19 protein-coding genes are annotated in these 23,541 nt (G+C 73.0%); 4 read left to right on the top strand and 15 right to left on the bottom strand.

Annotation, left to right across the window (positions count from 1 at the left end; genetic code table 11):
- Positions 1-158: 158 nt before the first annotated feature.
- From der to aroH, 5 genes are all read right to left on the bottom strand, one after another.
- Positions 159-1,640, bottom strand: a complete 1,482-nt coding sequence (gene der, locus ACWDNY_RS23720) for a ribosome biogenesis GTPase Der (RefSeq protein ID WP_451647807.1) — start codon at positions 1,638-1,640, stop codon at positions 159-161.
- A 59-nt stretch (positions 1,641-1,699) separates the two neighbouring features.
- Positions 1,700-2,407 (bottom strand): lysophospholipid acyltransferase family protein, encoded by a 708-nt coding sequence (locus tag ACWDNY_RS23715; protein ID WP_451647806.1) that lies wholly within the window; start codon positions 2,405-2,407, stop codon positions 1,700-1,702.
- Positions 2,365-3,060, bottom strand: a complete 696-nt coding sequence (gene cmk / locus ACWDNY_RS23710; protein ID WP_451647805.1) for a (d)CMP kinase — start codon at positions 3,058-3,060, stop codon at positions 2,365-2,367. The genes ACWDNY_RS23715 and cmk overlap by 43 nt, the downstream gene beginning before the upstream one ends.
- A gap of 151 nt (positions 3,061-3,211) precedes the next feature.
- Entirely contained in the window at positions 3,212-4,306 is a 1,095-nt protein-coding gene (locus ACWDNY_RS23705; protein WP_451647804.1) for a prephenate dehydrogenase, read from the bottom strand.
- Complete coding sequence (aroH, locus tag ACWDNY_RS23700) at positions 4,303-4,665, bottom strand: chorismate mutase (RefSeq protein WP_451647803.1); 363 nt, start codon at positions 4,663-4,665, stop codon at positions 4,303-4,305. The genes ACWDNY_RS23705 and aroH overlap by 4 nt, the downstream gene beginning before the upstream one ends.
- Before the next feature lie 400 nt (positions 4,666-5,065).
- On the opposite strand from aroH, the gene ACWDNY_RS23695 reads away from it, so the two are divergent.
- Positions 5,066-5,578, top strand: a complete 513-nt coding sequence (locus ACWDNY_RS23695) for a Rieske (2Fe-2S) protein (RefSeq protein WP_451647802.1) — start codon at positions 5,066-5,068, stop codon at positions 5,576-5,578.
- A 110-nt stretch (positions 5,579-5,688) separates the two neighbouring features.
- Here the strand turns inward: ACWDNY_RS23695 and ACWDNY_RS23690 are convergent, their stop codons facing one another.
- The 9 genes from ACWDNY_RS23690 to ACWDNY_RS23650 all read right to left on the bottom strand — a co-directional run bounded on the left by ACWDNY_RS23690 (position 5,689) and on the right by ACWDNY_RS23650 (position 16,841).
- On the bottom strand, positions 5,689-6,771 hold the full coding sequence (locus ACWDNY_RS23690; protein ID WP_451647801.1) for a pseudouridine synthase: 1,083 nt from the start codon (positions 6,769-6,771) through the stop codon (positions 5,689-5,691).
- The gene (scpB, locus tag ACWDNY_RS23685; protein ID WP_451647800.1) at positions 6,771-7,454 is read right to left on the bottom strand and encodes an SMC-Scp complex subunit ScpB; all 684 of its coding nucleotides are present in this window, start codon (positions 7,452-7,454) and stop codon (positions 6,771-6,773) included. Before scpB ends, ACWDNY_RS23690 begins: the two co-directional genes overlap by 1 nt.
- Entirely contained in the window at positions 7,451-8,749 is a 1,299-nt protein-coding gene (locus tag ACWDNY_RS23680; RefSeq protein WP_451647799.1) for a segregation and condensation protein A, read from the bottom strand. Before ACWDNY_RS23680 ends, scpB begins: the two co-directional genes overlap by 4 nt.
- A gap of 18 nt (positions 8,750-8,767) precedes the next feature.
- A complete protein-coding gene (locus tag ACWDNY_RS23675) occupies positions 8,768-9,334 on the bottom strand; it encodes a hypothetical protein (protein ID WP_451647798.1) in 567 nt (188 codons plus the stop codon).
- Positions 9,319-10,455 (bottom strand): ParA family protein, encoded by a 1,137-nt coding sequence (locus ACWDNY_RS23670; protein WP_451647797.1) that lies wholly within the window; start codon positions 10,453-10,455, stop codon positions 9,319-9,321. Before ACWDNY_RS23670 ends, ACWDNY_RS23675 begins: the two co-directional genes overlap by 16 nt.
- 413 nt (positions 10,456-10,868) lie before the next feature.
- Entirely contained in the window at positions 10,869-11,993 is a 1,125-nt protein-coding gene (gene ald, locus ACWDNY_RS23665) for an alanine dehydrogenase (RefSeq protein ID WP_451647796.1), read from the bottom strand.
- Between the two features lie 134 nt (positions 11,994-12,127).
- Entirely contained in the window at positions 12,128-14,224 is a 2,097-nt protein-coding gene (locus ACWDNY_RS23660; RefSeq protein WP_451647795.1) for a tetratricopeptide repeat protein, read from the bottom strand.
- Between the two features lie 210 nt (positions 14,225-14,434).
- Positions 14,435-15,061: an NUDIX domain-containing protein gene (locus tag ACWDNY_RS23655; RefSeq protein ID WP_451647794.1), complete on the bottom strand. Its 627-nt coding sequence runs from the start codon at positions 15,059-15,061 to the stop codon at positions 14,435-14,437.
- A 97-nt stretch (positions 15,062-15,158) separates the two neighbouring features.
- On the bottom strand, positions 15,159-16,841 hold the full coding sequence (locus tag ACWDNY_RS23650; RefSeq protein WP_451647793.1) for a CTP synthase: 1,683 nt from the start codon (positions 16,839-16,841) through the stop codon (positions 15,159-15,161).
- A 600-nt stretch (positions 16,842-17,441) separates the two neighbouring features.
- Between ACWDNY_RS23650 and ACWDNY_RS23645 the strand changes: the two genes are divergently transcribed.
- Both ACWDNY_RS23645 and ACWDNY_RS23640 read left to right on the top strand, forming a co-directional pair.
- A complete protein-coding gene (locus tag ACWDNY_RS23645) occupies positions 17,442-19,244 on the top strand; it encodes a glycoside hydrolase family 15 protein (protein ID WP_451647809.1) in 1,803 nt (600 codons plus the stop codon).
- Positions 19,245-19,366: 122 nt separating this feature from the next.
- Positions 19,367-21,043 (top strand): PucR family transcriptional regulator, encoded by a 1,677-nt coding sequence (locus ACWDNY_RS23640; RefSeq protein ID WP_451647792.1) that lies wholly within the window; start codon positions 19,367-19,369, stop codon positions 21,041-21,043.
- A gap of 182 nt (positions 21,044-21,225) precedes the next feature.
- Here the strand turns inward: ACWDNY_RS23640 and ACWDNY_RS23635 are convergent, their stop codons facing one another.
- The gene (locus tag ACWDNY_RS23635; protein ID WP_451647791.1) at positions 21,226-22,359 is read right to left on the bottom strand and encodes a glycosyltransferase family 4 protein; all 1,134 of its coding nucleotides are present in this window, start codon (positions 22,357-22,359) and stop codon (positions 21,226-21,228) included.
- A 593-nt stretch (positions 22,360-22,952) separates the two neighbouring features.
- Between ACWDNY_RS23635 and ACWDNY_RS23630 the strand changes: the two genes are divergently transcribed.
- Positions 22,953-23,447: a hypothetical protein gene (locus ACWDNY_RS23630; protein ID WP_451647790.1), complete on the top strand. Its 495-nt coding sequence runs from the start codon at positions 22,953-22,955 to the stop codon at positions 23,445-23,447.
- The last annotated feature ends 94 nt before the right edge of the window (positions 23,448-23,541 follow it).

The following is a 23,541-nucleotide window of genomic DNA, read 5'->3' as shown; positions in this document are numbered from 1 at the left end:
GACAAGGTTCCGTGCGTCGTCAGCGCTCGGCCGGTGCCTTCTTCTTGCGGACGATGCTCAGGGCAGTGGCGCCCAGCACCAGCAGGCTGAAGTTCGTGCGGCCCCGGTCGGGGCCGCCCTTCCTGCACGCCCGCCCGCCGTGCGGGCCGCTCCCCCGGTTACTTCTTCTTCGCGCCGCGCTTCTCGCGCACCCGCACCGAGATGTGGATCGGCGTGCCTTCAAAACCGAACTCCTCGCGCAGCCTGCGCTCGATGAAGCGCCGGTAGCCCGCCTCGATGAAGCCGGACGCGAACAGCACGAACCGCGGCGGCTTGGTGCCGGCCTGCGTGCCGAACAGGATGCGCGGCTGCTTGCCGCCCCGGATCGGGTGCGGGTGGGCGGCGACCAGCTCGCCGAGGAAGGCGTTGAGCCGCCCGGTCGGCACCCGGGTCTCCCAGCCGGCCAGCGCGGTCTCGATCGCCGGGACCAGCTTCTCCATGTGCCGCCCGGTCCGCGCCGAGACGTTCACCCGGGGCGCCCAGGCCACCTGGCCCAGCTCGGTCTCGACCTCCCGCTCCAGGTAGTAGCGGCGCTCCTCGTCCAGGGTGTCCCACTTGTTGTAGGCGATGACGAGGGCACGGCCCGCGTCGACGGCCATGGTGACGATCCGCTGGTCCTGCACCGAGATGGACTCGGAGGCGTCGATGAGGACGACGGCCACCTCGGCCTTCTCCACGGCGGCGGCGGTGCGCAGCGAGGCGTAGTAGTCGGCGCCCTGCTGGAGGTGGACGCGCTTGCGGATACCGGCGGTGTCGACGAACTTCCAGGTCGTGCCGCCCAGTTCGATCAGCTCGTCGACCGGGTCGCGGGTGGTCCCCGCGAGTTCGTTGACGACGACGCGCTCCTCGCCCGCCACCTTGTTCAGCAGCGAGGACTTGCCGACGTTGGGGCGGCCGATCAGGGCGATGCGGCGCGGTCCGCCGACGGCGGTGCCGAAGGTCTGCGCCGGGGCGTCGGGCAGCGCCTCCAGGACGCGGTCCAGCATGTCGCCGGTGCCGCGGCCGTGCAGTGCGGAGACGGGGTGCGGTTCCCCCAGGCCGAGCGACCACAGGTAGGCGGCGTCGGCCTCGCCGCTCGGGCCGTCGACCTTGTTGGCGGCCAGCACGACCGGCTTGCCGGCCTTGCGCAGCAGGCGCACGACGGCCTCGTCGGTGTCCGTGGCACCGACCTTGGCGTCGACGACGAAGACGACGGCGTCGGCGGCCTCGATGGCGTACTCGGCCTGCGCGGCCACGGAGGCGTCGATGCCGAGGACGTCCTGCTCCCAGCCGCCGGTGTCGACGACCTTGAACCGGCGGCCGGCCCACTCCGCCTCGTAGGTGACACGGTCCCGGGTGACGCCGGGCTTGTCCTCGACGACTGCCTCGCGGCGGCCGATGATGCGGTTCACCAGGGTCGACTTGCCGACATTGGGGCGGCCGACGACCGCGAGCACGGGCAGTGGGCCGTGTCCGGCCGCCTCGATGGCGCCCTCCACGTCCTCGATGTCGAAGCCCTCGTCCGCGGCGAGCTGCATGAACTCCGCGTACTCGGCGTCGCCGAGTGCCCCGTGCTCGTACTCGTGCTCCGCCGAGCCGTCGGGCTGGATGTCGTCGTTCATGAAGTCCGTACCTCGTCGTTCATCGTGGTGATCGGTGGTGCACCCCTGCGGGTGACCCACTACTCGAGTGTCCCCCGGCGCCCGGTGAGGCGCCTGGCGTTTTCCAGGTGGCGGGTGAGCTGTTTCTGGATGCGCTCGGTCGCCTCGTCCAGCGCCCGGCGGGTACGCCGCACCGCCGTGCCGGTGCTCTCCACCGCCGGGAAGGGCTCGCCGAAGACGACGTCCACGCGGGAGCGCAGCGGCGGCAGCGCCTTTATCAACCGCCCGCGCCGGTCAGAGCTTCCCAGCACGGCCACCGGGACGATCGGGGCGCCGCTGCGCACCGCGAAGTACGCGAGCCCGGCCCGCAGGGAGGCGAAGTCGCCGTCGCCGCGCCTGCCCTCCGGGAAGATCCCGAGGACGCCGCCGTTGTCCAGGACGCCGAGCGCCGTGGTGATGGCGGTGCGGTCGGCGGTGTGCCGGTCCACCTTGAGCTGGCCGATGCCGGTCAGGAAGGGATCGAGCGGGCCGACGAACGCCTCTTTCTTGATCAGGAAGTGCACCGGCCTGGGGGCCACGCCCATCACCATCGGGCCGTCGATGTTGTGGGAGTGGTTGACGGCGACGATCACCGGGCCGGTGGCGGGCATCTTCCAGGCGCCGAGGACGCGGGGACGCCACAGCCCGTACATCAGCCCGACGCCGATCCGCCGGCCGACGTCGGCGCCGCGCTCCGACGGAAGGCTCACCGCGCGGCCCGCTTCTCCTCGACGAGGGTGACGACGCACTCGATCACCTGCGTGAGCGTGAGCTCGGTGGTGTCCACCTCGACGGCGTCGTCCGCCTTCGCCAGCGGCGAGGTCCGGCGGCTGGAGTCGGCGGCGTCCCGCCTGATCAGGGCCTCGCGGGTGGCGTGGACGTCGGCGCCCTTGAGCTCCCCGCTGCGGCGGGCGGCGCGCGCCTCCGCGGAGGCCGTGAGGAAGATCTTCAGGTCGGCGCCGGGCAGCACGGTGGTGCCGATGTCACGGCCCTCGACGACTATCCCGGACGGGGCGGAGGCGGCCAGCGATCGCTGCAGCTCGGTGATCCGGGCGCGCACCTCCGGGACGGCGCTGACGGCGCTGACCTTGGAGGTGACCTCCTGGGTGCGGATCGATCCGGAGACGTCCACACCGTCGACGGCGATGGTCGGGTGGGCCGGGTCGGTGCCGGACACGATCTCGGGCTTGCCGGCCACCGCGGCGATCGCGGTGGGGTCCTCGATGTCGATCCCGTTGGTCACCATCCACCAGGTGATCGCCCGGTACTGGGCGCCGGTGTCCAGGTAGCTCAGGCCGAGCTGCGCGGCGACGGCCTTCGACGTGCTCGACTTGCCCGTGCCGGAGGGGCCGTCGATGGCGACAATCACGGGCTGGGCGGTCCGGGCGGCGCCGTTTTCCACAGCGGGGCACCTTCCTGGTGAAGGGTGGTGGGCAGGTCGAGGGGACGCGAGGGCGCCCCGCACAAGGTTACTGGCTCCAGCGTCCCCCTCTTACGGGCGGACGGAAGGCGAGGCGGCCCGGCCGCGGCGGGGCGGGCCGCGGCCGGGCCGGCTACTGCCGGATGGCCCAGCCCCGCTCCCGCAGGGACGCCGCCAGGACCGGCGCCGCCTTGGGCTCCACCGTCAGCTGCACCAGACCGGCCTGGTGCCCCGTGGCGTGCTCGATGCGCACGTCCTCGATGTTGACCCCGGCCATCCCCGCGTCCGCGAAGATGCGCGCCAGCTGTCCGGGCTGGTCGTCGATGAGGACCGCCACGATCTCGTACTCCCGCGGCGCGGACCCGTGCTTGCCGGGGACGCGGACCTGGCCGGCGTTGCCGCGGCGCAGCACGTCCTCGATGCCTGCGGCACCCACCTCGCGTTTGGCCTCGTCGGAGGACTGCAGGGCGCGCAGCGCGCGGACCGTCTCCTCCAGGTCGGCGGACACGTCGGCGAGGAGGTCGGCGACCGGCCCCGGGTTCGCGGACAGGATGTCGATCCACATCCGCGGGTCGGAGGCGGCGATCCGCGTCACGTCCCGGATGCCCTGGCCGCACAGCCGCACGGCCGCCTCCTCGGCGTGCTCCAGGCGCGCGGCGACCAGGCTGGAGACCAGGTGGGGCATGTGGGAGACGAGGGCGACGGCGCGGTCGTGGGCGTCCGCGTCCATCACCACGGGCACCGCGCGGCAGTGCGAGACCAGTTCGAGGGCGAGGTTGAGGACCTCGGTGTCGGTGTCCCGGGTCGGGGTCAGCACCCAGGGGCGCCCCTCGAACAGGTCGGCGGTCGCGGCCAGCGGGCCGGACTTCTCCCGGCCCGACATCGGGTGCGTGCCGAGGTAGCGCGACATGACGGCCGGGTCGACGCCGAGCGCCTCCAGGGCTCGGCGCGGGCCGCCCTTGACGCTGGCCACGTCCAGGTAGCCGTGTGCCAGGCCCCGGTGCATGGCGTCGGCGAGCACGGCAGCCACGTGCGCCGGCGGAGCCGCGACGATCGCGAGGTCGACGGGGCCCTGCGGCGCCTCGTCCGTGCCCGCGCCGAGTGCGGCCGCCGTGCGGGCCTGCTGCGGGTCGTGGTCGGCAAGGTGGACGGTGACACCGCGCCGGGCCAGGGCCAGCGCGGCGGAGGTGCCGATGAGCCCGGTGCCGATGACGAGTGCGGTCCTCACTGGGCGATGTCCTTGCGCAGGGCGGCCGCGGCGCCGAGGTAGACGTGGACGACGTCGGCGCGCGGCCGGTCGGTCTCGATGTGCGCGAGCACGCGGACGACCCGCGGCATCGCGCCCTCGACGTCAAGTTCCTGGGCGCAGATCAGCGGCACGTCGACGATGCCGAGCTTGCGGGCGGCGGCCGCCGGGAAGTCGCTGTGCAGGTCGGGCGTGGCCGTGAACCAGATGCTGATCAGGTCGTCGGCGGTCAGACCGTTCCGCTCCAGCAGGGCGGTGAGCAGGGACCCGACCTGCTCGTCCATGTGACCGGCCTCGTCACGCTCCAGTTGGACGGCCCCCCGGACCGCTCGTACCGCCACGGTGCTGCTCCTCGCTGACGTGCGTATCGGCTCGTGCCCAGCCTAGTGCCGCGGCAGGCGACGTCTGCCCGTCAAGGAGCGGCGTCCGGTGCGTGCTCCCGGCGTGCCGGCCGGACGCCCTCGTACGGGATGTACTCGGGCTTTCGGCCGGTGCGGCGAGAGGGCGTCGCGACGGGGCGAACGTCGCCTGCCGCGGCACTGGTCGGACCGGCACCGGCAGGTCGGCGGCGCCCGCCCGCCCAGACGGCCCCGATGCGCCCTGCGGGTACGACATGCAGCGCTACGGAGTGCCCCTTACGTGCTACTGCGTCCCGGCTTGCTTCATCCTGATCGTTTTCAGTGCGAGGATGCTGCCGCTCCGCTCGGAGCGACCCTCCCCCGGGATCTTCGGAGTGACGACATGACTCACAGCTCTTCGCGGCGCACGGTGCTGGCAACGGGTGCGGCGGCGCTCGTCGCGGCGGGATGCGGCAGCAACGACTCCGGCGCTCCCGCGGCGCCCTCGGCGCCCGCCGAATCGTCCGCGGCCGCCGCGCCCGCCGCGCCGGCCGCGCCGTCCACGCCCGCCCCGAAGTCCTCCGCGCCGTCGGGAGCGTCGTCCTCCGGGTCCACCAAGGCCGTCGGCGCCAGGGAGCTGACGAGGACGAGCGACATCCCGGTGGGCGGCGGCACGGTCTTCGCGGACGACAAGGTCGTGGTGACCCAGCCGGTCAAGGGCGAGTTCAGGGCCTTCTCGGCGGTCTGCCCCCACCAGGGCTGCGCGGTGAACGAGGTCGTCGACGGCGCCATCCACTGTCCCTGCCACGCGAGCCGCTTCCACGTCGCGGACGGCTCGGTGGTCCAGGGCCCGGCCACCGCCCCCCTGCCCGCCGAGCGGATCACGGTGGAGGGGAATTCGATCCGCCTGGGGTGAGCCGCCCGGGTACGCTCCCCGGCCTCCCGCACGTCCCGGAGGGCCCGTCCCCGGCCGGCAGGGCCCGTCCCCGGAGCCGGGACGGTCCCGGCCAGGGCCCGGCGGTCGGCCTAGAGGTCGACCTCGTTCATCAGCATGCCGACCTCGGTGTTCGACAGGCGGCGCAGCCAGCCGGACTTCTGGTCGCCGAGGGTGATGGGCCCGAAGGCGGTGCGGACCAGCTTGTCGACCGGGAAGCCGGCGGTGGCCAGCATGCGGCGGACGATGTGCTTGCGGCCCTCGTGGAGGGTGACCTCGACGAGGTAGTTCTTCCCGGTCTGCTCGACGACCCGGAAGTGGTCGGCGCGGGCGTAGCCGTCCTCGAGCTGGATGCCGTCCTTCAGCTGCTTGCCCAGGTCCCGGGGGATGGGGCCGACGATGTGCGCGAGGTAGGTCTTGCGCACGCCGTACTTGGGGTGGGTCAGCCGGTGCGCCAGTTCGCCGTGGTTGGTCAGCAGGATGACGCCCTCGGTCTCCGTGTCCAGCCGGCCGACGTGGAAGAGCCGCGTCTCGCGGTTGGTGACGTAGTCGCCGAGGCACTGGCGGCCCTCCGGGTCCTCCATGGTGGAGACGACACCGGCGGGCTTGTTCAGCGAGAAGAACTGGTACGACTGCGTGGCCACGGTCAGGCCGTCGACCTTGACCTCGTCCTTCTCCGGGTCGACCCGGCGGCCCTGCTCGAGGACGATCTCGCCGTTGACCTCGACGCGGGCCTGCTCGATCAGCTCCTCACAGGCGCGGCGGGAGCCGTAGCCCGCGCGTGCGAGCACCTTCTGCAGCCGCTCGCCCTCCTGCTCGGCGCCGGGGAAGGTCTTGGGCAGCTTGACGTCCTTGCGGCCCGCGTACCGCTCCCGGTTGCGCTCCTCGATCTGCGTCTCGTACTCGCGCGGGCGCGCCGGGGCGGTCCCGCCGCGTCCGCCGCGCTGCGGGGACTGCGCGGGCTGCTTGGGGCCGCCCTTCGCGCCGCCGCGGGCCGCGCCGCCCCGCCCGGCTTTCGGGCCGTCCTTCGTGGCGCCGGGGCCCACGTCGTAGCGGCGCTCCTCGGGGCGGGGCTTGCGGGGGCGGCCCTGCCCCTGCTTGTCGTCCCTGTCGTTGCCGGCACCGCGGTGATTGCCGCGCCCGCCGTGTCCGCCGTTCCTGCCGCTGCTTCGCATCAAAGTTCCGTCTGGTCGTCTGCGTCGTCGGTTCCCGGGGTGACCGGGATGCCCGGGCCGTCATCGGGTACGTCCGGGTCGAACGACGGTACGCCCTCCTGGGTCTCGGCCTCGATCGCCTCCGCCTCCGGGAGGAAGGGCGCGAGCTCCGGGAGCTCGTCCAGACCGCGCAGGCCCATCCGCTCCAGGAAGTAGTTCGTCGTCCTGTACAGGATCGCACCTGTTTCGGGTTCCGCGCCCGCCTCCTCGACCAGACCGCGCTGGAGCAGGGTACGCATCACGCCGTCGCAGTTGACTCCGCGTACGGCCGAGACGCGGCTGCGGCTGACGGGCTGGCGGTAGGCGACGACCGCCAGCGTCTCCAGCGCGGCCTGGGTGAGCCGGGCCTGCTGCCCGTCGAGGACGAAACCCTCGACGGCGGCCGCGTACTCGGGGCGGGTGTAGAAGCGCCAGCCGCCGGCGACCAGCCGCAGCTCGAAGCCGCGCCCCTGGACCGTGTACTCGTCGGCCAGCTCGCGCAGCGCGTCCGCGATCCGCCCGCGGGGCCGCTGCAGCACCTTCGCCAGGTGCTCCTCGGTCGCGGGCTCGTCCACGACCATGAGGACCGCCTCCAGGGCGGGCTTGAGGTTGAGGTCCGCGACCGCGCGTCCTTCCTCCGGTACGCCGGTGGTCTCCTCGCTCACTGCTTCGTCTCCTTGGTCGTGCCGGGCTGTTCGGGCGGCCGGTCGAACTCGTCCGTCACCGTCGGCGCCGAGTCCCCGTCCCCGCCGGTCCAGCGCACGAGCAGCTCACCGAGCGCGGTCTCCTGCTCCAGCGCCACGGCCTTCTCCCGGTACAGCTCCAGCAGGGCCAGGAAGCGGGCGACGACGGTGAGCGTGTCGTCGGTGTCCTCGGTCAGGGCGCGGAAACTGGCCTCGCCCAGCTCCCGCAGCCGCGCGACGACGACCCCGGCCTGTTCCTGCACACTCACCAGGGGGGCGTGGATGTGGTCGACGTACACCTGCGGCTTGGGCCTGGGCTGCATGGCCTTGACGGCGAGCCGGGCGAAGCCTTCCGCGCCGATGCTGATGACCACCTCGGGCAGCAGCTCGGCGTGGTGCGGTTCCAGGCCGACGGTGCGGGGGTGGCGCCGGGCCTCCCGGTCGAGGCGGTGGCTGAGGATGTCGGCGACCTGCTTGTAGGCGCGGTACTGCAGCAGGCGGGCGAACAGCAGGTCGCGCGCCTCCAGCAGCGCCAGGTCCGCCTCGTCCTCGATCTCGGCGGCGGGCAGCAGCCGGGCCGCCTTGAGGTCGAGCAGGGTCGCCGCCACGACCAGGAACTCGGTCGTCTCGTCCAGGTCCCAGTCCGGCCCCATGGCCCGGATGTGCGCCATGAACTCGTCGGTGACCTTGGACAGGGCGACCTCGGTGACGTCCATCCGGTGCTTGGAGATCAGCTGGAGCAGCAGGTCGAAGGGTCCCTCGAAGTTCGACAGGCGCACCCGGAAGACGCCGTCGCCGCCGTCGCCCTCTTCGGGCGCGGTCGCGCGGGCCGGCCCGGACTCGGGCGCGACGGCTCCCTCGGCGGCGCCGCGCCCCTCGGCGGCCGACGGGTCGTGGCCCGGCCCACCGGTCCGGCGGGCGCCCGCTCCGCCGGGCGACGGAGGTGTCCCCTGCTCCCGGGGGGGTTCCCGGCGGGACGCGGTCGAGGGCGGAGCAGCAGCCGGACGCCCGGGCGAGGGCGGAGGCGGCGTCCCACCGGCGGTCGCCGGTGCCTTCCGCTCGGTGTCCGGCGCGTCCCCCTCGGTCTCCGGCGCCCGCCGGCCGGCCACCGGCCGGCCGCTGCCCGTCGGGGGTGTGGCGGAGGGCGCCGCCGCAGGAGGCATGGTGTGCGCCTCCGGCTCGACCCGCGGAGCGTTCGCGCCCGGTCCCCGCCCCAGCGCGCGCCGCCGGCCGGCGGGGGCGCCCGGGGCGGGGGTGGGAGCGTCGTTCGAGGTCATGGCCTCCGCAGACTACCGCTACCGCCCGCGCAGCCGTCGTACGAGGATGCTGGCGTCCCCCCGGGTCTCCAGGTCCGCGAGCACGACCGCGACCGCCTCGCGGACGATCCGCCCGCGGTCGACGGCCAGCCCGTGCTCGCCGCGGAGCACCAGGCGCGCGTGTTCGAGGTCCATGAGCTCCTCGGCGGAGACGTAGACCGTGATCTTCTCGTCGTGCCGCTCCCGGCCGCTGGGCCGACGCGCCGCGGTTCGTCCGCGTTTGCGGGGCTGGGCGGCGGCAGCGGCGTCCGGCGCTGCCTGGCGGCGGCCGGAGCGCTCGCCGGCCGCGCCCCGGCTGCGGGACTCCCCCGCGTCGGCGGCTTCGGCACCGGCGGCGGCGTGCTCGGCGCCCTCGCCGTCGCCGGCCCGGACCGGCACCGCCTGCGGCGCATCGTCCGCCGGGGCGGCGGGGTCGCTCTCCCCCGCCGGAGCGGGGACCCGGGCCTCGCCGCCCGTCTGGCGCCGGGGAGTGGAGGGTTGGAGCGCCGTGCCCCCCGTCGTGCGGAACAGTTCGTCGGCCCCGGGGAGGCTCACTCGGCGTGACACCGGGCGAGCACCTCCCTGGCGAGCTGGCGGTAGGCGGCGGCACCGACGGAGTTGGAGGCGTACGTGGTGATCGGCTCACCGGCGACGGTGGTCTCCGGGAAGCGGACCGTGCGCCCGATGACCGTGTGGTAGACGTGGTCGTCGAAGGCCTCGACGACCCGCGCGAGCACCTCACGGCTGTGCACGGTGCGCGAGTCGTACATCGTGGCGAGGATGCCGTCGAGCTCCAGGTCCGGGTTGAGCCGCTCCTGCACCTTCTCGATGGTCTCGGTCAGCAGGGCGACACCGCGCAGCGCGAAGAACTCGCACTCCAGCGGCACGATCACCTTGTGCGCGGCCGTCAGCGCGTTGACGGTCAGCAGCCCGAGCGAGGGCTGGCAGTCGATGACGACGTAGTCGTAGTCGGGCAGCAGCGGCTTCAGGGCGCGCGCCAGCGTCGACTCGCGCGCGACCTCGCTGACGAGCTGGACCTCGGCCGCCGACAGGTCGATGTTGCTGGGCAGCAGGTCCATGTTCGGGACCGCGGTCTTCAGCAGCACCTCGTCCGCGGACATGCCCCGCTCCATGAGCAGGTTGTAGACGGTGAGGTCGAGTTCCATCGGGTTGACGCCGAGTCCCACCGACAGCGCGCCCTGCGGGTCGAAGTCCACGAGCAGCACCCGGCGGCCGTACTCCGCGAGCGCTGCGCCCAGGTTGATGGTCGACGTGGTCTTGCCCACGCCGCCCTTCTGGTTGCACATCGCGATGATCTTCGCGGGGCCGTGGTCGGTCAGCGGGCCCGGGATCGGGAAGTACGGCAGCGGGCGGCCGGTCGGGCCGACGCGCTCACGGCGCTGGCGGGCCGCGTCGGGCGCGAGCGTGGCCGCGTACTCGGGGTCGGGTTCGTACTCGGCGTCGGGGTCGTAGAAGTGCCCGTCGGGCAGTTCGTCGTAGTCGGCGAAGTGGTTGCGGGGCGCGCCACTTCCGTCGCCGGCCATGGCGTTCACGTGTTGGCCATCCATGCTCTGGTGTGCTGACGGAGTCATTCCTGGCTTCTGGTGACTCTGGTGGGCTGCGAAGGTGCGCACCGCGACGGAGCCGACAGCCTCGAGCCCTGTGGGGCCCTGGCCCCGCGCAGGCATTCCTGGTTGACCACCCCCGGGAGAAAATGTCGACTCATTCACAAGTCGTCTTACCTCCTTGGTGACCAGGAAACTTCTAGACAGGTCAGCGTGGCACCATGCCGACGGTTGGCGACTCTATGGCGTGTCGGCGGTCCGCAGCAACACAATCCGCCGGACCCGGCCCGATGTGTCGGCCATGAAACAACTCCCTGTCAAGGGCGTACGACCGTCGCACGGCAGGCTTCACCGGGGCGTGAATCGGTCGAAGCGTTATGTTCGAGGCGAGTTGACCGAGTGCGGCGAAGTGACCATACACACATCCGGCCGGACCTTGTCGGGCAAGGTCCGGCCGGATACGTGAGGTTGACGAGACGTGTTGACGAATCGCCTTTTGCCGCCGCGGGACTTGGCGGGAGGGGCCGGCGGGCCGCTCAGCCGAGCAGGGAGTCCAGCTCCACGTGCTCCAGGCCGTGCGCCTCGGCGACCTCCTTGTAGACGACCTTGCCGTCATGGGTGTTGAGACCCTTGGCCAGCGCGGCGTCACGGCGCAGCGCGTCCACCCAGCCGCGGTTGGCGACCTCGACGATGTACGGCAGCGTGGCGTTGGTCAGCGCGTAGGTCGAGGTGTTGGGCACCGCGCCCGGCATGTTGGCGACGCAGTAGAACACCGACTCGTGGACCCTGAAGGTCGGCTCGGCGTGCGTGGTCGGGTGGGAGTCCTCGAAGCAGCCGCCCTGGTCGATGGCGATGTCGACAAGGACACTTCCGGACTTCATCCGGGAGACCAGCTCGTTGGTGACCAGCTTCGGGGCCTTGGCGCCCGGGATGAGGACGGCACCGACGACGAGGTCGGCGTCGAGGCAGGCCTTCTCCAGCTCGAAGGCGTTGGAGACGACGGTCTGGATCCTCGTACCGAAGATCTTGTCGGCCTCCCTGAGCTTGTTGATGTCCTTGTCGAGCAGGGTCACGTGGAAGCCCAGGCCGATGGCGATCTGCGCGGCGTTCCAGCCGGAGACGCCGCCGCCGATGATGACGGCCTTGCCGGCCGGCACACCCGGGACACCGCCGGGCAGCACACCACGGCCGCCGTTCGCGGCCAGCAGGTGGTAGGCGCCGACGTGCGGGGCCAGCCGGCCGGCGACCTCGGACATCGGGGCCAGCAGCGGCAGCGCGCGGTTCGCCAGCTCGACGGTCTCGTAGGCGATCGCCGTGGTGCCGGACTCCAGCAGGGCGTCCGTGCACTCCCTGGAGGCGGCCAGGTGCAGGTAGGTGAAGAGGATCTGGTCCTTGCGGAGGAAGTGGTACTCCTCGGCGACGGGCTCCTTGACCTTCAGCAGCAGGTCGGCGGACGCCCAGACCTCGTCGGCGGTCTCCAGGATCCGGGCACCGGCCGCCACGTACTCCTCGTCCGGGATCGAGGAGCCGACACCGGCGTTCCGCTCGACGACGACCTGGTGGCCGTTGCGCACCAGCTCGTGCACGCCGGCGGGGGTGATGGCCACGCGGAACTCGTTGTTCTTGATCTCGCGGGGGATGCCGACCTTCACGTCGATCACGGTCCTTGACTCAGGGAATGTGGGGCAATGCAAGACGTACCCGGCACGCGGGGGCATACCAGGAGACACCGCAGGAGGATGAGCGGCAAGGCCAGTCTAATGAAGGTGTTCTCGCTGTCTAGCCTTCCATTGCATCAATCTTCACCGGATGCACTGCGGATTTCGCAGGCGTTCGATCTCTGTTCCGGTGCTGTGGCCTCCGCGCCGCCGTCGGCACGGCCGTCGATCCCCCCGATCTCCTCTCCCAGCATGCGCCCGGCCGCCCCACGGTGCAGGCTCGCGGCCGCCGGGTCGCCCAGGCGCTCCAGGGTGTCGGCGAGCCGCAGTTGCAGCGCCGCCTGCAGCCGGACGTCCCCGGCCCGGCGCGCGAACTCGACCGCCTCCTGGCAGGTGCGCAGCGACTCCGCGGGCCGTCCCGCGTACTCCTGCACCCGTGCCAGTTCGCTCAACGCCCGCGCGTGGCCGGCGACATCGCCGTTCTTTCGGTGGGCGGCGACCGCCGCGCGCCAGTTGCGCAGGGCCTCCCCGTAGCGGCCCGCGTAGGTGGCGGCGGTGGCGATACGGCCGTACAGCCGGGCGGCGTCGACGCGTTCGCCGCGGGCGAGGCGGTGGGCCAGGGCCCGTCCGAACCAGTCGGCCGCCCGGTCGTAGTCCCCCAGCTCCTGGTGGGCGCCCCCTACGGATTCCATCGCGCGGCCGGCCGCGTACGGGTCGTTCGCCTCCCGCCCGGCGTCCAGCGCGGCCCGGTAGCGGGCCAGTGCCGTGGCCGTCCGGCCGGACCTGGCGTCCAGGTCGGCGAGGTTCAGCAGGGCGGCGGCCTTCTCCCTCGGCAGGTTGCGGCGCTCGGCGACGTCCAGAACGAGTCCGTGGATGTCGTACAGGTCGCCGGCGGCGGCCCGGGTGCCGAAGTGGGCGGCCATCGCCCGGACGAGCTGCGACATCAGCCGCCGGGCCAGGGTGTCCAGCTCCCCGTCCGCGACCGCCAGCCGGGCGGCGGCGAGCAGCGCGGGGCGGCGTGCCCCGAGCCAGACCTCCGCGGCACGCGGGGTGGAGAAGCGCAGGGCGGCCGGCAGGACCTTCAGCCTCTCCCGGGTCCCGGGACTGTCGGTCTCGGTGATCGCGCGGCACGACTGCAGCAGGCGCACCGTGCGCTCCAGCATGCGGGCGCGGGCCAGCTGCAGCTCGGCGGGTCGGTCGTGGGCGCGGGCCAGGGACCGCAGCAGCGGGTGCAGGCAGCCCGGTACCTCGTACCGCGGCAGCGGCGAGGGCACGGAGCGCAGCAGGCCGGAGCCGGCGAACTCGTCGAGGAGGGCGCGGGCCCCGTCCACCGAGCATCCGGCGAGCGCGGAGGCGGTGTGCGGGTCCACGTCGCCGGCCGGGGCGAGGGCGAGCAGGCGGAGCGTCCGCGCGGCGGCGCCGGGCAGACCGGCGTGCACCAGTCGCAGGACCCGGGCGAGCGGAGTGCCGTCCTCGGGGTCGGCGTGCAGCTGCCTGGCGAGATCGGCGACGGCCGCCTGCGGGCGGGCGGCGAGCCAGCCGGCGGCCAGTACCAGCGCGGCGGGCTGGCCCTGCAGCGTCTCGACGAGGGCCTCGGCGGCACGGGGGTCGACGGTGACGCGCACGGGGTCGATGTGCCGGCACAGCAGCTCCACCGCGGACTTGGTGTCCAGCCCGCCCAGCGTGCAGGGACGGACGTCCGCGATGCCGGTGAGCGGGCCCTCGGCGACGGCGACCACCAGGCAGTCGGCGTTCTGCGGCAGCAGCGCGTCGACCTGTTCGGCGTCGGCCGCGTCGTCGAGCAGGAGCAGCGTCCGCCGACCGGCGAGGGCGGCGCGGAAGGCCTCGGCCAGGTCGTCCTCGGCGGCGCCGGGCGGGGCCGGCAGTTCCAGGGTGGTGAGCAGGCCGCGGGCCGCGCGCGCGACGGGCACGGGGGTGCCGTCGGGGTCGGTGAGGCGGGCCCGCAGCACCCCGTCGGGGTAACGCCCGGCCACCTGCCGCACCAACTGCTCGGCGAGCGCGGTGCGGCCGGATCCGGGCCTGCCGGCGATGAGGAGCACGCGCGCGCGGGGTGCCTTGCGACCGGCGAGGGTGTCGAGGCCGGCGCGCTCGATGTCGGCGCGCAGTTCCTTCAACTCCCTTGTACGGCCCAGGAACCGGCTCGGTGTCGTGGCGGGCGTCCGGTCCTCCCGGGACAGGTCCGCGCCACCTGCGTCCACCGCCTGATCCGTCACGGGCCACACTCCCGTCCCACCGCACGCGCCAGCCCGCCGGAACTCCGGTCCGGGCGTTGTCCAGAGCCTAGTTCACGCTCTGCGACCTTCCGTGTGGAGCACGGCGGACACGTCCCCTGATCGGATCAGGCGATCGTCGGACCGGTCGGCGCGGCGGTGATCACCGCACCCGCGGAGCGGTGATCACGGGCCGGCGGCGGGCGGTGCCTGTCAGGACTCGAAGGGGCGCGCGGGCCACGGCGCCTCGGCCGGGCGCAGGGCGTCCAGGCCCTCGCCCCGCTGGGCCGCGACCAGGGAGAGGACGCCCACGACGAGGCAGTTGTTGTGCAGTTCGCCCGCGAGCACGCCCCCCACCAGCTCGTCGACCTCGACCCGGGCGAGCTCCAGGTCCGTCTCCTCGTGCTCGGCCTCGAAGCGCTCGCCCTCGGCCTCCGACAGACCGCGGGCCAGGAAGATCCGCACGGCCTCGTCGCAGCCGCCGGGGCTGGTGTACACGTCGGCCAGCACCCGCCAGTCCTCGGCCTTGACGTGCGCCTCCTCGTACAGCTCGCGCTGGGCGGCGTGCAGCGGGTTCTCGCCCGGCACGTCGAGCAGGCCGGCCGGGATCTCCCACAGCTTCTGCCGCACGGGGTGGCGGTACTGGCGGATGACCAGCACCCGGCCGGCGTCGTCCAGGGCGAGGACGGCCACGGAGCCGGGGTGGACCTGGTAGTCGCGGCGGACCACGCTGCCGTCGGGCATCACCACGTCGTCGGTGCGGACCGACGTCTTGTTCCCCGTGAACGGGGTCTCCGTCGCCCGGATCTCCCACTCCTCGGCGGTGTCCTTGATCGTCATGCCCTGCCCTTCCACACGTACAGCGAAGCGGTTGCCTGCACCACCGGGGTGCCCATCCGGTGAGGATGTGCACCCCGGCAACCGTACAACCGGCGTGTCACCCTCGGACGCGGCCCGCCTCGGCCTGCCGCTGCACGGCCGCCCTCACCAGGCCGGCGAAGAGCGGGTGCGGGCGGGTCGGGCGCGAGCGCAGCTCGGGGTGGGCCTGCGTGGCGACCAGGTACGGGTGGACGTCGCGCGGGTACTCGACGTACTCGACGAGCTTGCCGTCCGGCGAGGTCCCGGAGAAGACGATGCCCGCCTTCTTCTCCAGCTCCGCGCGGTAGGCGTTGTTCACCTCGTAGCGGTGGCGGTGGCGCTCCTCGATGTACTCCTTGCCGTCGTACACCTCGCGCACGATCGACCCCTCGGCCAGCTTGGCCGGGTACATGCCCAGACGCATCGTCCCGCCCATATCGCCCTCACCGGCGACGATGTCGAGCTGCTCGGCCATGGTGGAGATGACCGGGTGCGCGGTGGCCGGGTCGAACTCGGTGGAGTTGGCGTCCGGGATGTCCGCGAGGTTGCGCGCGGCCTCGATCACGATGCACTGCAGGCCCAGGCAGAGGCCGAGCAGCGGGATCCGGTTCTCGCGGGCGTAGCGGATGGCGCCGACCTTGCCGAGGACGCCGCGGTCGCCGAACCCGCCGGGGATGCAGATGCCGTCGACGCCGGCGAGCTGCGCCTCGGCGTCGGCCGGGGTCTTGCAGTCGTCGGACGTGACCCACTTGATCTTCACACGGGCCCGGTTGGCGAAGCCGCCCGCGCGCAGCGCCTCGGTGACCGACAGATAGGCGTCGGGCAGGTCGATGTACTTGCCGACCAGGGCGAGGGTGACCTCGTGGTCGGGGTTGTGGACGCGGCCCAGCAGGTCGTCCCAGGTGGTCCAGTCGACGTCGCGGAACGGCAGATCGAGCTTGCGCACGACATAGGCGTCCAGGCCCTCGGAGTGCACGACCTTCGGGATGTCGTAGATCGAGCGCGCGTCGGGGCAGGCGACGACGGCGGCCTCGTCGACGTCGCACATCAGGGAGATCTTGCGCTTGATCGCGGCCGGCACCTCGCGGTCGCAGCGCAGCACGATCGCGTCCGGCTGGATACCGATGTTGCGCAGGGCCGCGACCGAGTGCTGGGTCGGCTTGGTCTTCAGCTCGCCGGACGGACCGATGTACGGCAGCAGCGAGATGTGCACCACGAAGACGTTGTCCCGGCCGACCTCGTGGCGGACCTGGCGGACGGTCTCCAGGAACGGCAGGGACTCGATGTCGCCGACGGTGCCGCCGACCTCGGTGATGACGACGTCCACCTCGTCGGTGGCCATACGGCGGATGCGGTGCTTGATCTCGTTGGTGATGTGCGGGATGACCTGGACGGTGTCGCCCAGGTACTCGCCGCGGCGCTCCTTGGCGATCACGGTCGAGTACACCTGGCCGGTGGTGACGTTGGCCGAGCCGTCGAGGTCCCGGTCGAGGAAGCGCTCGTAGTGGCCGATGTCCAGGTCGGTCTCGGCGCCGTCGTTGGTGACGAACACCTCACCGTGCTGGAACGGGTTCATCGTCCCGGGGTCGACGTTCAGGTACGGGTCGAGTTTCTGCATCACCACGCGCAGGCCGCGGGCCTTGAGCAGCATGCCGAGGCTCGACGCGGTCAGTCCCTTGCCGAGCGAGGAGGCGACACCCCCGGTGACGAAGATGTGCTTGGTCGTCGTGGCTTTGCTGTTTCGGAAAGCAGCGGGCGGCATGGCCAAGAGGGGGCTCCCGTGGTCGCGGTCTGGGTTGGCGGTGCGGCTGTCCGGCCCGGGTTTGCGGGTCCCGGGTTGTCTCCCGGGTCACATCCCGGGGGAGCCGTCGCTGCGGTTCGGGGGTTTCGAGCCCACCGGTCCACGGGCTACCAGCGTATCAGCGCCGGAGGCGGATGGCGTCCGGCCAGGTGGCGGCACCGGGCGGGGGGCGCATCCCCGCGCCGCGCGGGGCTGGTTGCGGGCACGCTCCGCGCACGCGTCACCACGGATGCGCCACCGTACCCACGCGTCTCACCCATGGCCCACCCGTTCGGCTCACGCGCGTTGTCCGGAGCGGCACGCACATCATCTACGTGCGTCGTATCCTGCTCGGACACTCGCTGCCGAGCCCGGCCGGCAACACGGCACCACCCCCGCCCGTAAGACCCGGAACAACGTGAGCTCGTCAGATCGTTGAGCAACAGTTGCCGTTCCGCCGTTCTGCCCGACAAGCCGAGCGGCTGATCGGCCCACCGCCCAACGACACACCGCAACAAACCCCTGACCGCACTAGCGACCGCCCCCTCGCGGGGTGACGTGGCCGTTCGACTGGAGATGCACGTGGCCGGGCGCATCGAGGACTACGCACTCATCGGAGACATGCAGACCGCAGCGCTGGTCTGCCGCAACGGGACAGTCGACTGGCTGTGCCTGCCCCGCTTCGACTCGCACGCCATCTTCGCCGGTCTGCTCGGCAGCGAGGAACACGGCTTCTGGCGCCTCGGCCCGGCCCACGCGCCCGACGCGGAGCCGCCCGTCGCCACCCGCCGCGGCTACCGCGGCGACTCGCTGATCCTCGAGTCCGAGTGGGACACGCCGCGCGGCACGGTCCGCGTGACCGATTTCATGCCCCCGCGCGACGGCGCCCCGCAGCTGATCCGCATCGTCGAGGGCGTCTCGGGCCGGGTGCCGATGCGCTCGGCGCTGCGGATGCGCTTCTCCTACGGCCGGGTCGTGCCCTGGGTGCACAAGCACGAGGGGCGCACCGTCGCGGTCGCCGGACCCGACTCCGTGTGGTTCGACACCTCGGCGGAGACGTACGGCAAGTCACTGACCACGTACGCGGACTTCACGGTCGCCGCGGGTGACCGGATCGCGTTCACGATCTCCTGGCAGCCCTCGCACAAGGAGCCGCCGCCGCTGCCGGAGCCGGAGCAGTCGCTGGAGGCGACGGAGGTGTTCTGGCGCGAGTGGGTCGGGCACTGCACCTACCACGGCCCCTACCGCGAGGCCGTCGTCCGTTCCCTGATCACGCTGAAGGCGCTGACGTACGCCCCCACCGGCGGCATCGTCGCCGCCCCCACCACCTCCCTGCCCGAGGACATCGGCGGCGTCCGCAACTGGGACTACCGCTACACCTGGCTGCGCGACGCGGCGATCACCCTGTCGTCGCTGCTGCGCACCGGCTACCGCGAGGAGGCCCGCGCCTGGCGCGAGTGGCTGCTGCGGGCCGTCGCCGGCGACCCGGAGAACCTGCAGATCATGTACGGCATCGCCGGTGAGCGCGAGCTCGGCGAGGCGGAGCTGGAATGGCTGCCCGGCTACGAGGGCTCCGCGCCGGTCCGGGTCGGCAACGGCGCCGCGCACCAGCTCCAGCTGGACGTCTACGGCGAGGTCACCGAGGCCCTGCACCTGGGCCACATGACGGGGCTGGCCCGCAACGACTACGCCTCGCTGCTCCAGATCAAGCTCATCCGCTACCTGGAGAAGCACTGGCAGGAGCCGGACGAGGGCATCTGGGAGGTGCGCGGCCCGCGCCGCCACTTCGTGCACTCCAAGGTCATGGCGTGGGTCGCCGTCGACCGGACGATCAAGCTGCTGGAATCCGGCGACGCCGACGGCCCGCTCGAGCGCTGGCGCGAGCTGCGCGACGAGATCCACCGGGACGTGTGCGAGAAGGGCTACGACCCGGAGCGCAACACGTTCACGCAGTCCTACGGCTCGCAGGAGCTGGACGCCTCCTTGCTGATCATTCCGCAGGTGGGCTTCCTGCCGCCGGACGACAAGCGGGTCATCGGCACCATCGAGGCGATCCAGCGCGAGCTGTCCACGCCGGACGGCTTCATCCTGCGCTACCCGACGGACGGCGAGCACGCGGGCGTCGACGGCCTCCCCGGTGACGAGGGCGCCTTCCTGGCCTGCTCCTTCTGGATGGCCGACGATCTGGCGATGATCGGCCGCGTCGACGAGGCCCGGAAGCTGTTCGAGAAGCTGCTGTCCCTGCGCAACGACCTCGGCCTGCTGGCCGAGGAGTGGGACCCGCGGCTGCAGCGCCAGGTGGGCAACTTCCCCCAGGCCTTCAGCCACGTCCCCCTGATCGACACCGCCCTGCGGCTGACGGCGAGCGGCGCGTACGGAGGCTGACAACGGACGCCCGTGACCCCGCAGGCCGGCCGGGGGCCTGCGACGTGCGCGCCCGGCGGGGTCCGGGCGGGTGCGGCGTCCCGAGCTGTTTCCCGGGCGTCCGCCCAGGTAGCGTCCGCTGCATGGACAGCGCATTCGACCCCGAGGGCGCGGGGATCACGGTACGGCGCGCTCTGGAGCTGCCCGGCCTTCGCAGCGGCCTGCCCGAGGTCCTCGCCGGCGCCGACAGGCTGAACCGCACCGTCCGCTGGGTCCACGCCGGGGAGGTGCCCAACATCGCCTCCCTACTCAAGGGCGGCGAGCTGCTGTTGACCACCGGCTACGGCCTCGGCACCCGTCCCGCCGAGCAGCGGGCCTTCGTCCGCACCCTCGCCGACCGCGGCATCGCCGCCCTCGTCGTCGAGCTCGGCCCCCGTTTCGCGCGGCTGCCGGCCGCCCTCGTCGAGACGGCGCGCGGCGCCGGTCTCCCGCTCGTCCAGCTGCACCGCGAGGTGCCGTTCGTGACGGTCACCGAGGAGATCCACACCGAGATCGTCAACGGCCACTACGCGCTCCAGCAGCGGGCCGAGGAGGTCTACCGCCGCTGCACCGGCGCCCTGCTGGCCGGCGGCGGAGTGCCGCAGGTCCTCGGCATCCTGGCCGGCTTCGCGGGCAACCCCGTGTTCCTGGAGACCCCCGACGGCCGGCTGCTGTACGCGGCCGGTGCCGGGCCCGAGGGTGCGGACCCGCTGCAGGTCTGGGAGGGGCTGCGCGGCCGGTACAAGGGCGCCGACACCGGCGCCGGCGGCCCGCCGCCGTCCGGTTCCGTCCTCGTCGACGTGCCCGGCGGCGGGCCCGGGACCGGCTCGGTCCGTGCCCGGCTCGTGCTGCTGCCGGTCAGGGCGCCGCTGGCACCGGTGCACCGGATGGCAGCCGAGCGGGCGGCGGGCATCCTGGCCGTGGTGCTGATGCAGGCGCGACAGGAGGAGGAGCTGGCGGCGCGCGGCCGCGGCGACTTCCTCTCCGACCTCGCCGAGGGCCGTGTCGCCGCCGAGGACGCCCCGGCGCAGGCGCGCGTCCTCGGCTTCAAGCCGGGCGACGGGCCGCTGCTGCCCGTGGTCATGCGGCTCGGCGACGCGCCGGCCGCCGACGGCACCGCGCGAGTCGGCGCGGTCGGCGGCGGCTGGGCGGTCCTGGCGCGTGCGGTCGCCGAGGAGCTGACCTCGGTCGGTGTGCCGGTGCTGCTGGGCGTGCGGCCGGTCGAGGGCCGTGTTCCGCTGCTGCTCGGCCTGCGCGCGGAGTCGGAGCGGCCGGTGGTCGCGGACCGGGTCGCGGCGGCCCTGCGGGCCGGGGTGGCGCGGGCGGGCATGCAGCGGGCGGGCGCGCAGTCGCCGGTCGTGGTGGTGGGGGTGGCCGGCGGCTGGGCGGCCGCCTCGGCGGGCCTGCGGCACGCGGCCGAGACGGCCACGGCCGCGCAGGGCCTGCCGGACCGCCCCTGGTACGACGCCCGCCGCCTCGACATCGACCTGCTGCTGTGGCGGCTGCGGGACCACCCGGACCTGGCGGACTTCGTGGACCGCGCGATCGGCCCGCTGCGGGACCACGACCACCGCGCGAAGCCGCCGCTGCTGCCCACCCTGGAGACGTACCTGGCGCACGCGGGCCGGAAGGCGGAGACGGCCCGCGAGCTGCACCTGAACCGGCAGACGCTCTACAACCGCCTCGCGCGCATCGGAGAGCTGCTGGGCACCGACCTCGACGACCCGCAGACGGTGCTGGCGTTGAGCCTGGCCCTGCGGGCGCGCCGGCACGTGCGCTGAGAACACGTCCCGCCGCGGCCGCGGCCGCGGCACGCCGGGAGGACGGCCCGGGCTCGCGCCCGACCGGAGCGGGCCGCCGGCAGGCACCGGGCCTGTTGTGCGACCGTGCCCGTCGCACCGGGGCGGGTGCGCCTGGCGGCCGGGTGCGTGCCTCGGCGTGCCCTCCCGTCGCCCGGCAGGGGTCAGGAGGGCAGCCGCGGCCGGGTCAGTTCGTCGTAGACGCTGAGAACCTGGGCGACGGTCTCGTCCTCCGTCGGCCAGGTCGCCGCCTGCCGGGCGCCGCGCTGCCGGAGCTCCTCGCGCCGCCCCGGGTCGTCGAGCAGGCGCACGACGGCGGCGGCGAGGGCCTCGGCGTCCTGATGGGGCACCAGTTCCGCGGCGTCCCCGACGAGTTCGCGCACCCCGGCCGTCAGCGCCGCGACGAGCGGCACCCGCGCGTGCAGGGCCTCCTGCGCGAGGAGCGAGCGCGCCTCCTCGCTGTCCGGCAGCAGGGCCAGGTCGGCGGCGGCGAGCAGTTCCGCCACGTCGCGGCGCCGGCCGAGGAGCCGGACGGGCAGTTCCTCGTCCTCGATGCGGCGTTGCAGCACGGGCCGAAGCGGTCCCTCACCGGCGATCACGAGCAGGGGCGCGGGGTCCACGCGGCGCCAGACGCGGGCGGCGTCCAGCAGCACCTCGTGGCCGCGGAACGGGTCGAGGGAGCCGACGGCGATCAGCAGCGGCCTCGCCGTGGCGCCGAGCTCGGCCCGCACCTTCGCCCGCGGACGGTCGGGGTCCTCGCCCGCGGCGGCGGGCGGCGGCGGTGCCGCGACCGCGGCGAGCCGTGCGTCGCGCGCGCCCCTGCGGCGGGCCCGGTCCACCAGCTGCGAGGTGGTGCCGAGCACGACCGCGGCCGCCCTGACGACGCGCCGCTCCAGCAGGCGCAGGAGGTGCGCCCGGGGCCCTTCGGCGTACGCGCGGTTGTGCCAGGTGACGACGAGCGGGGTGCTCCGCCCGCTGAGGGCGAGCGCCGCCCGGAACGAGGCGTGCAGCCCGTGCGCGTGCACGAGGTCGGCGTCCGCGCAGGCGGTCCGCAGCGCGGCCACGGACACCGGGTCGGTGCTGCGCGGCACGGACACGTGCCGGGCGCCGGCGCCGGTGAAGTCGTAGGCGCGGTCGGCCTCGGCGGGGGCGCACACGGTGACCCGCACGCCCCGTGCGACGAGCCCGGCGGTCAGCGACCGCACGTGCGCGCTGCTGCCGGCGTTGCCGCCGCCCAGCACCTGCACGGTGCGCAGCGGTGACTGGCCGTGCGATGAGCGGCTGCTCGCGTGGCTCACGTGGCCGGGGCTCCTGGTTCGGCGTCGGGCGGTCACGACGAAACGTACAGAAGGAAGCCGGCTCAGGGGCGTGCCGCTCGATGCCTCCACGCGCTGGGTTCCGGCGTCAAGGATGCCAGCACGTACGGGTGTTCCGGGAACGCCGGGGGTGTCAGGGACGCCCGGAAACAGGGCAACGAGCCCGATTGAGTCACCCACACGGGTGAAAAGAACGGGCGGGGCGCTGGGCGAGGCGCCCTCTTCCTCACCGGCCGCGGGCCGGTTCGCTCAGCTTGTCCCCGTACACGGCCACCACCACCGCCACCGCGTGCGCCACCAGACCAAGGCGCCCGTTGCACACGACGGCGGCCGCGCCCAGGGCGTGAGCCCCCGCGCTAAGATCGCTGGAAGTGTCTCTGTCACGACCGGACACATCTACTCGCACGACATCTCCAAGAACAAGTACGGTCACCTTCAGTGTGGTTCTTGGGGCTACAAGGTGTCGTGGGCGAAGTACCGGTCCAGCGGCAATGGCTGCGACGGCGTCAGGTCGCGAGCGGAAAGGCGATTTTGCCGACTTCTGAGACCGGATGGAAATACTGGGAAACGTCATCATGACTGCCACGCACTCGCGCATCGGGCACCGCTCCTGCCTCATCGGATGTGCCCTGGTATCGGCTTTCGCCCTGGTCTCATGTACCTCCGATGAAAAGCCCCGGTCCAGTCACCCATCATCGACGGCGAGCGCGACAGCGCAATCGTCGCAGTCAGCAGAGAAGAGGCTCACTGCGGATGTTCAGTCAGCCCTGACAAGCACCGCCACCAAGCAGAGCGCCATGGTCGAGTCAGGGGTGGAGCGTGTCACTGACGGCGCTCACTCCGAGCCTCTGCTGAGCAAGGGTAAAAGCTACCGGCTATCCGTCGTATGTGCTGGCAGTGGAGATGTGGAGATCACATTCACGCCGAACAGCGTGTCGTCGAAGAAGATCGTTTCCTGCGATCAGTCCACGTTTCAGCAGCGGTTCATCGCTGAGAATCCACTGCGCATTGACGTCACCAAGAAGGGGGACTCGACGGGAGTGATCGGGTGGCGAATCGACAGGGTTTGACCCTTCGCTCGGGCGGTTGCCGACCGGCAGGTGACCAAATCCCGACACGGACAGGGCCGAAGAGCGCTGCGCGACTCGCTCGGCTCCTCGGCCC

This window comes from Streptomyces sp. NPDC003697 (genome assembly GCF_053587115.1).
This window is presented reverse-complemented; position numbering and strand designations above follow the sequence as displayed.

Coding starts and splice junctions, on each gene's coding strand:
- ACWDNY_RS23630 (WP_451647790.1), top strand. CDS start 22,953: ATGACTGCCACGCACTCGCGCATCGGGCACCGCTCCTGCCTCATCGGA.
- ACWDNY_RS23690 (WP_451647801.1), bottom strand. CDS start 6,771: ATGCGAAGCAGCGGCAGGAACGGCGGACACGGCGGGCGCGGCAATCAC.
- ACWDNY_RS23640 (WP_451647792.1), top strand. CDS start 19,367: ATGGACAGCGCATTCGACCCCGAGGGCGCGGGGATCACGGTACGGCGC.
- ACWDNY_RS23670 (WP_451647797.1), bottom strand. CDS start 10,455: ATGCCTGCGCGGGGCCAGGGCCCCACAGGGCTCGAGGCTGTCGGCTCC.
- ACWDNY_RS23680 (WP_451647799.1), bottom strand. CDS start 8,749: ATGACCTCGAACGACGCTCCCACCCCCGCCCCGGGCGCCCCCGCCGGC.
- ACWDNY_RS23650 (WP_451647793.1), bottom strand. CDS start 16,841: ATGCCGCCCGCTGCTTTCCGAAACAGCAAAGCCACGACGACCAAGCAC.
- ACWDNY_RS23655 (WP_451647794.1), bottom strand. CDS start 15,061: ATGACGATCAAGGACACCGCCGAGGAGTGGGAGATCCGGGCGACGGAG.
- der (WP_451647807.1), bottom strand. CDS start 1,640: ATGAACGACGACATCCAGCCCGACGGCTCGGCGGAGCACGAGTACGAG.
- ACWDNY_RS23695 (WP_451647802.1), top strand. CDS start 5,066: ATGACTCACAGCTCTTCGCGGCGCACGGTGCTGGCAACGGGTGCGGCG.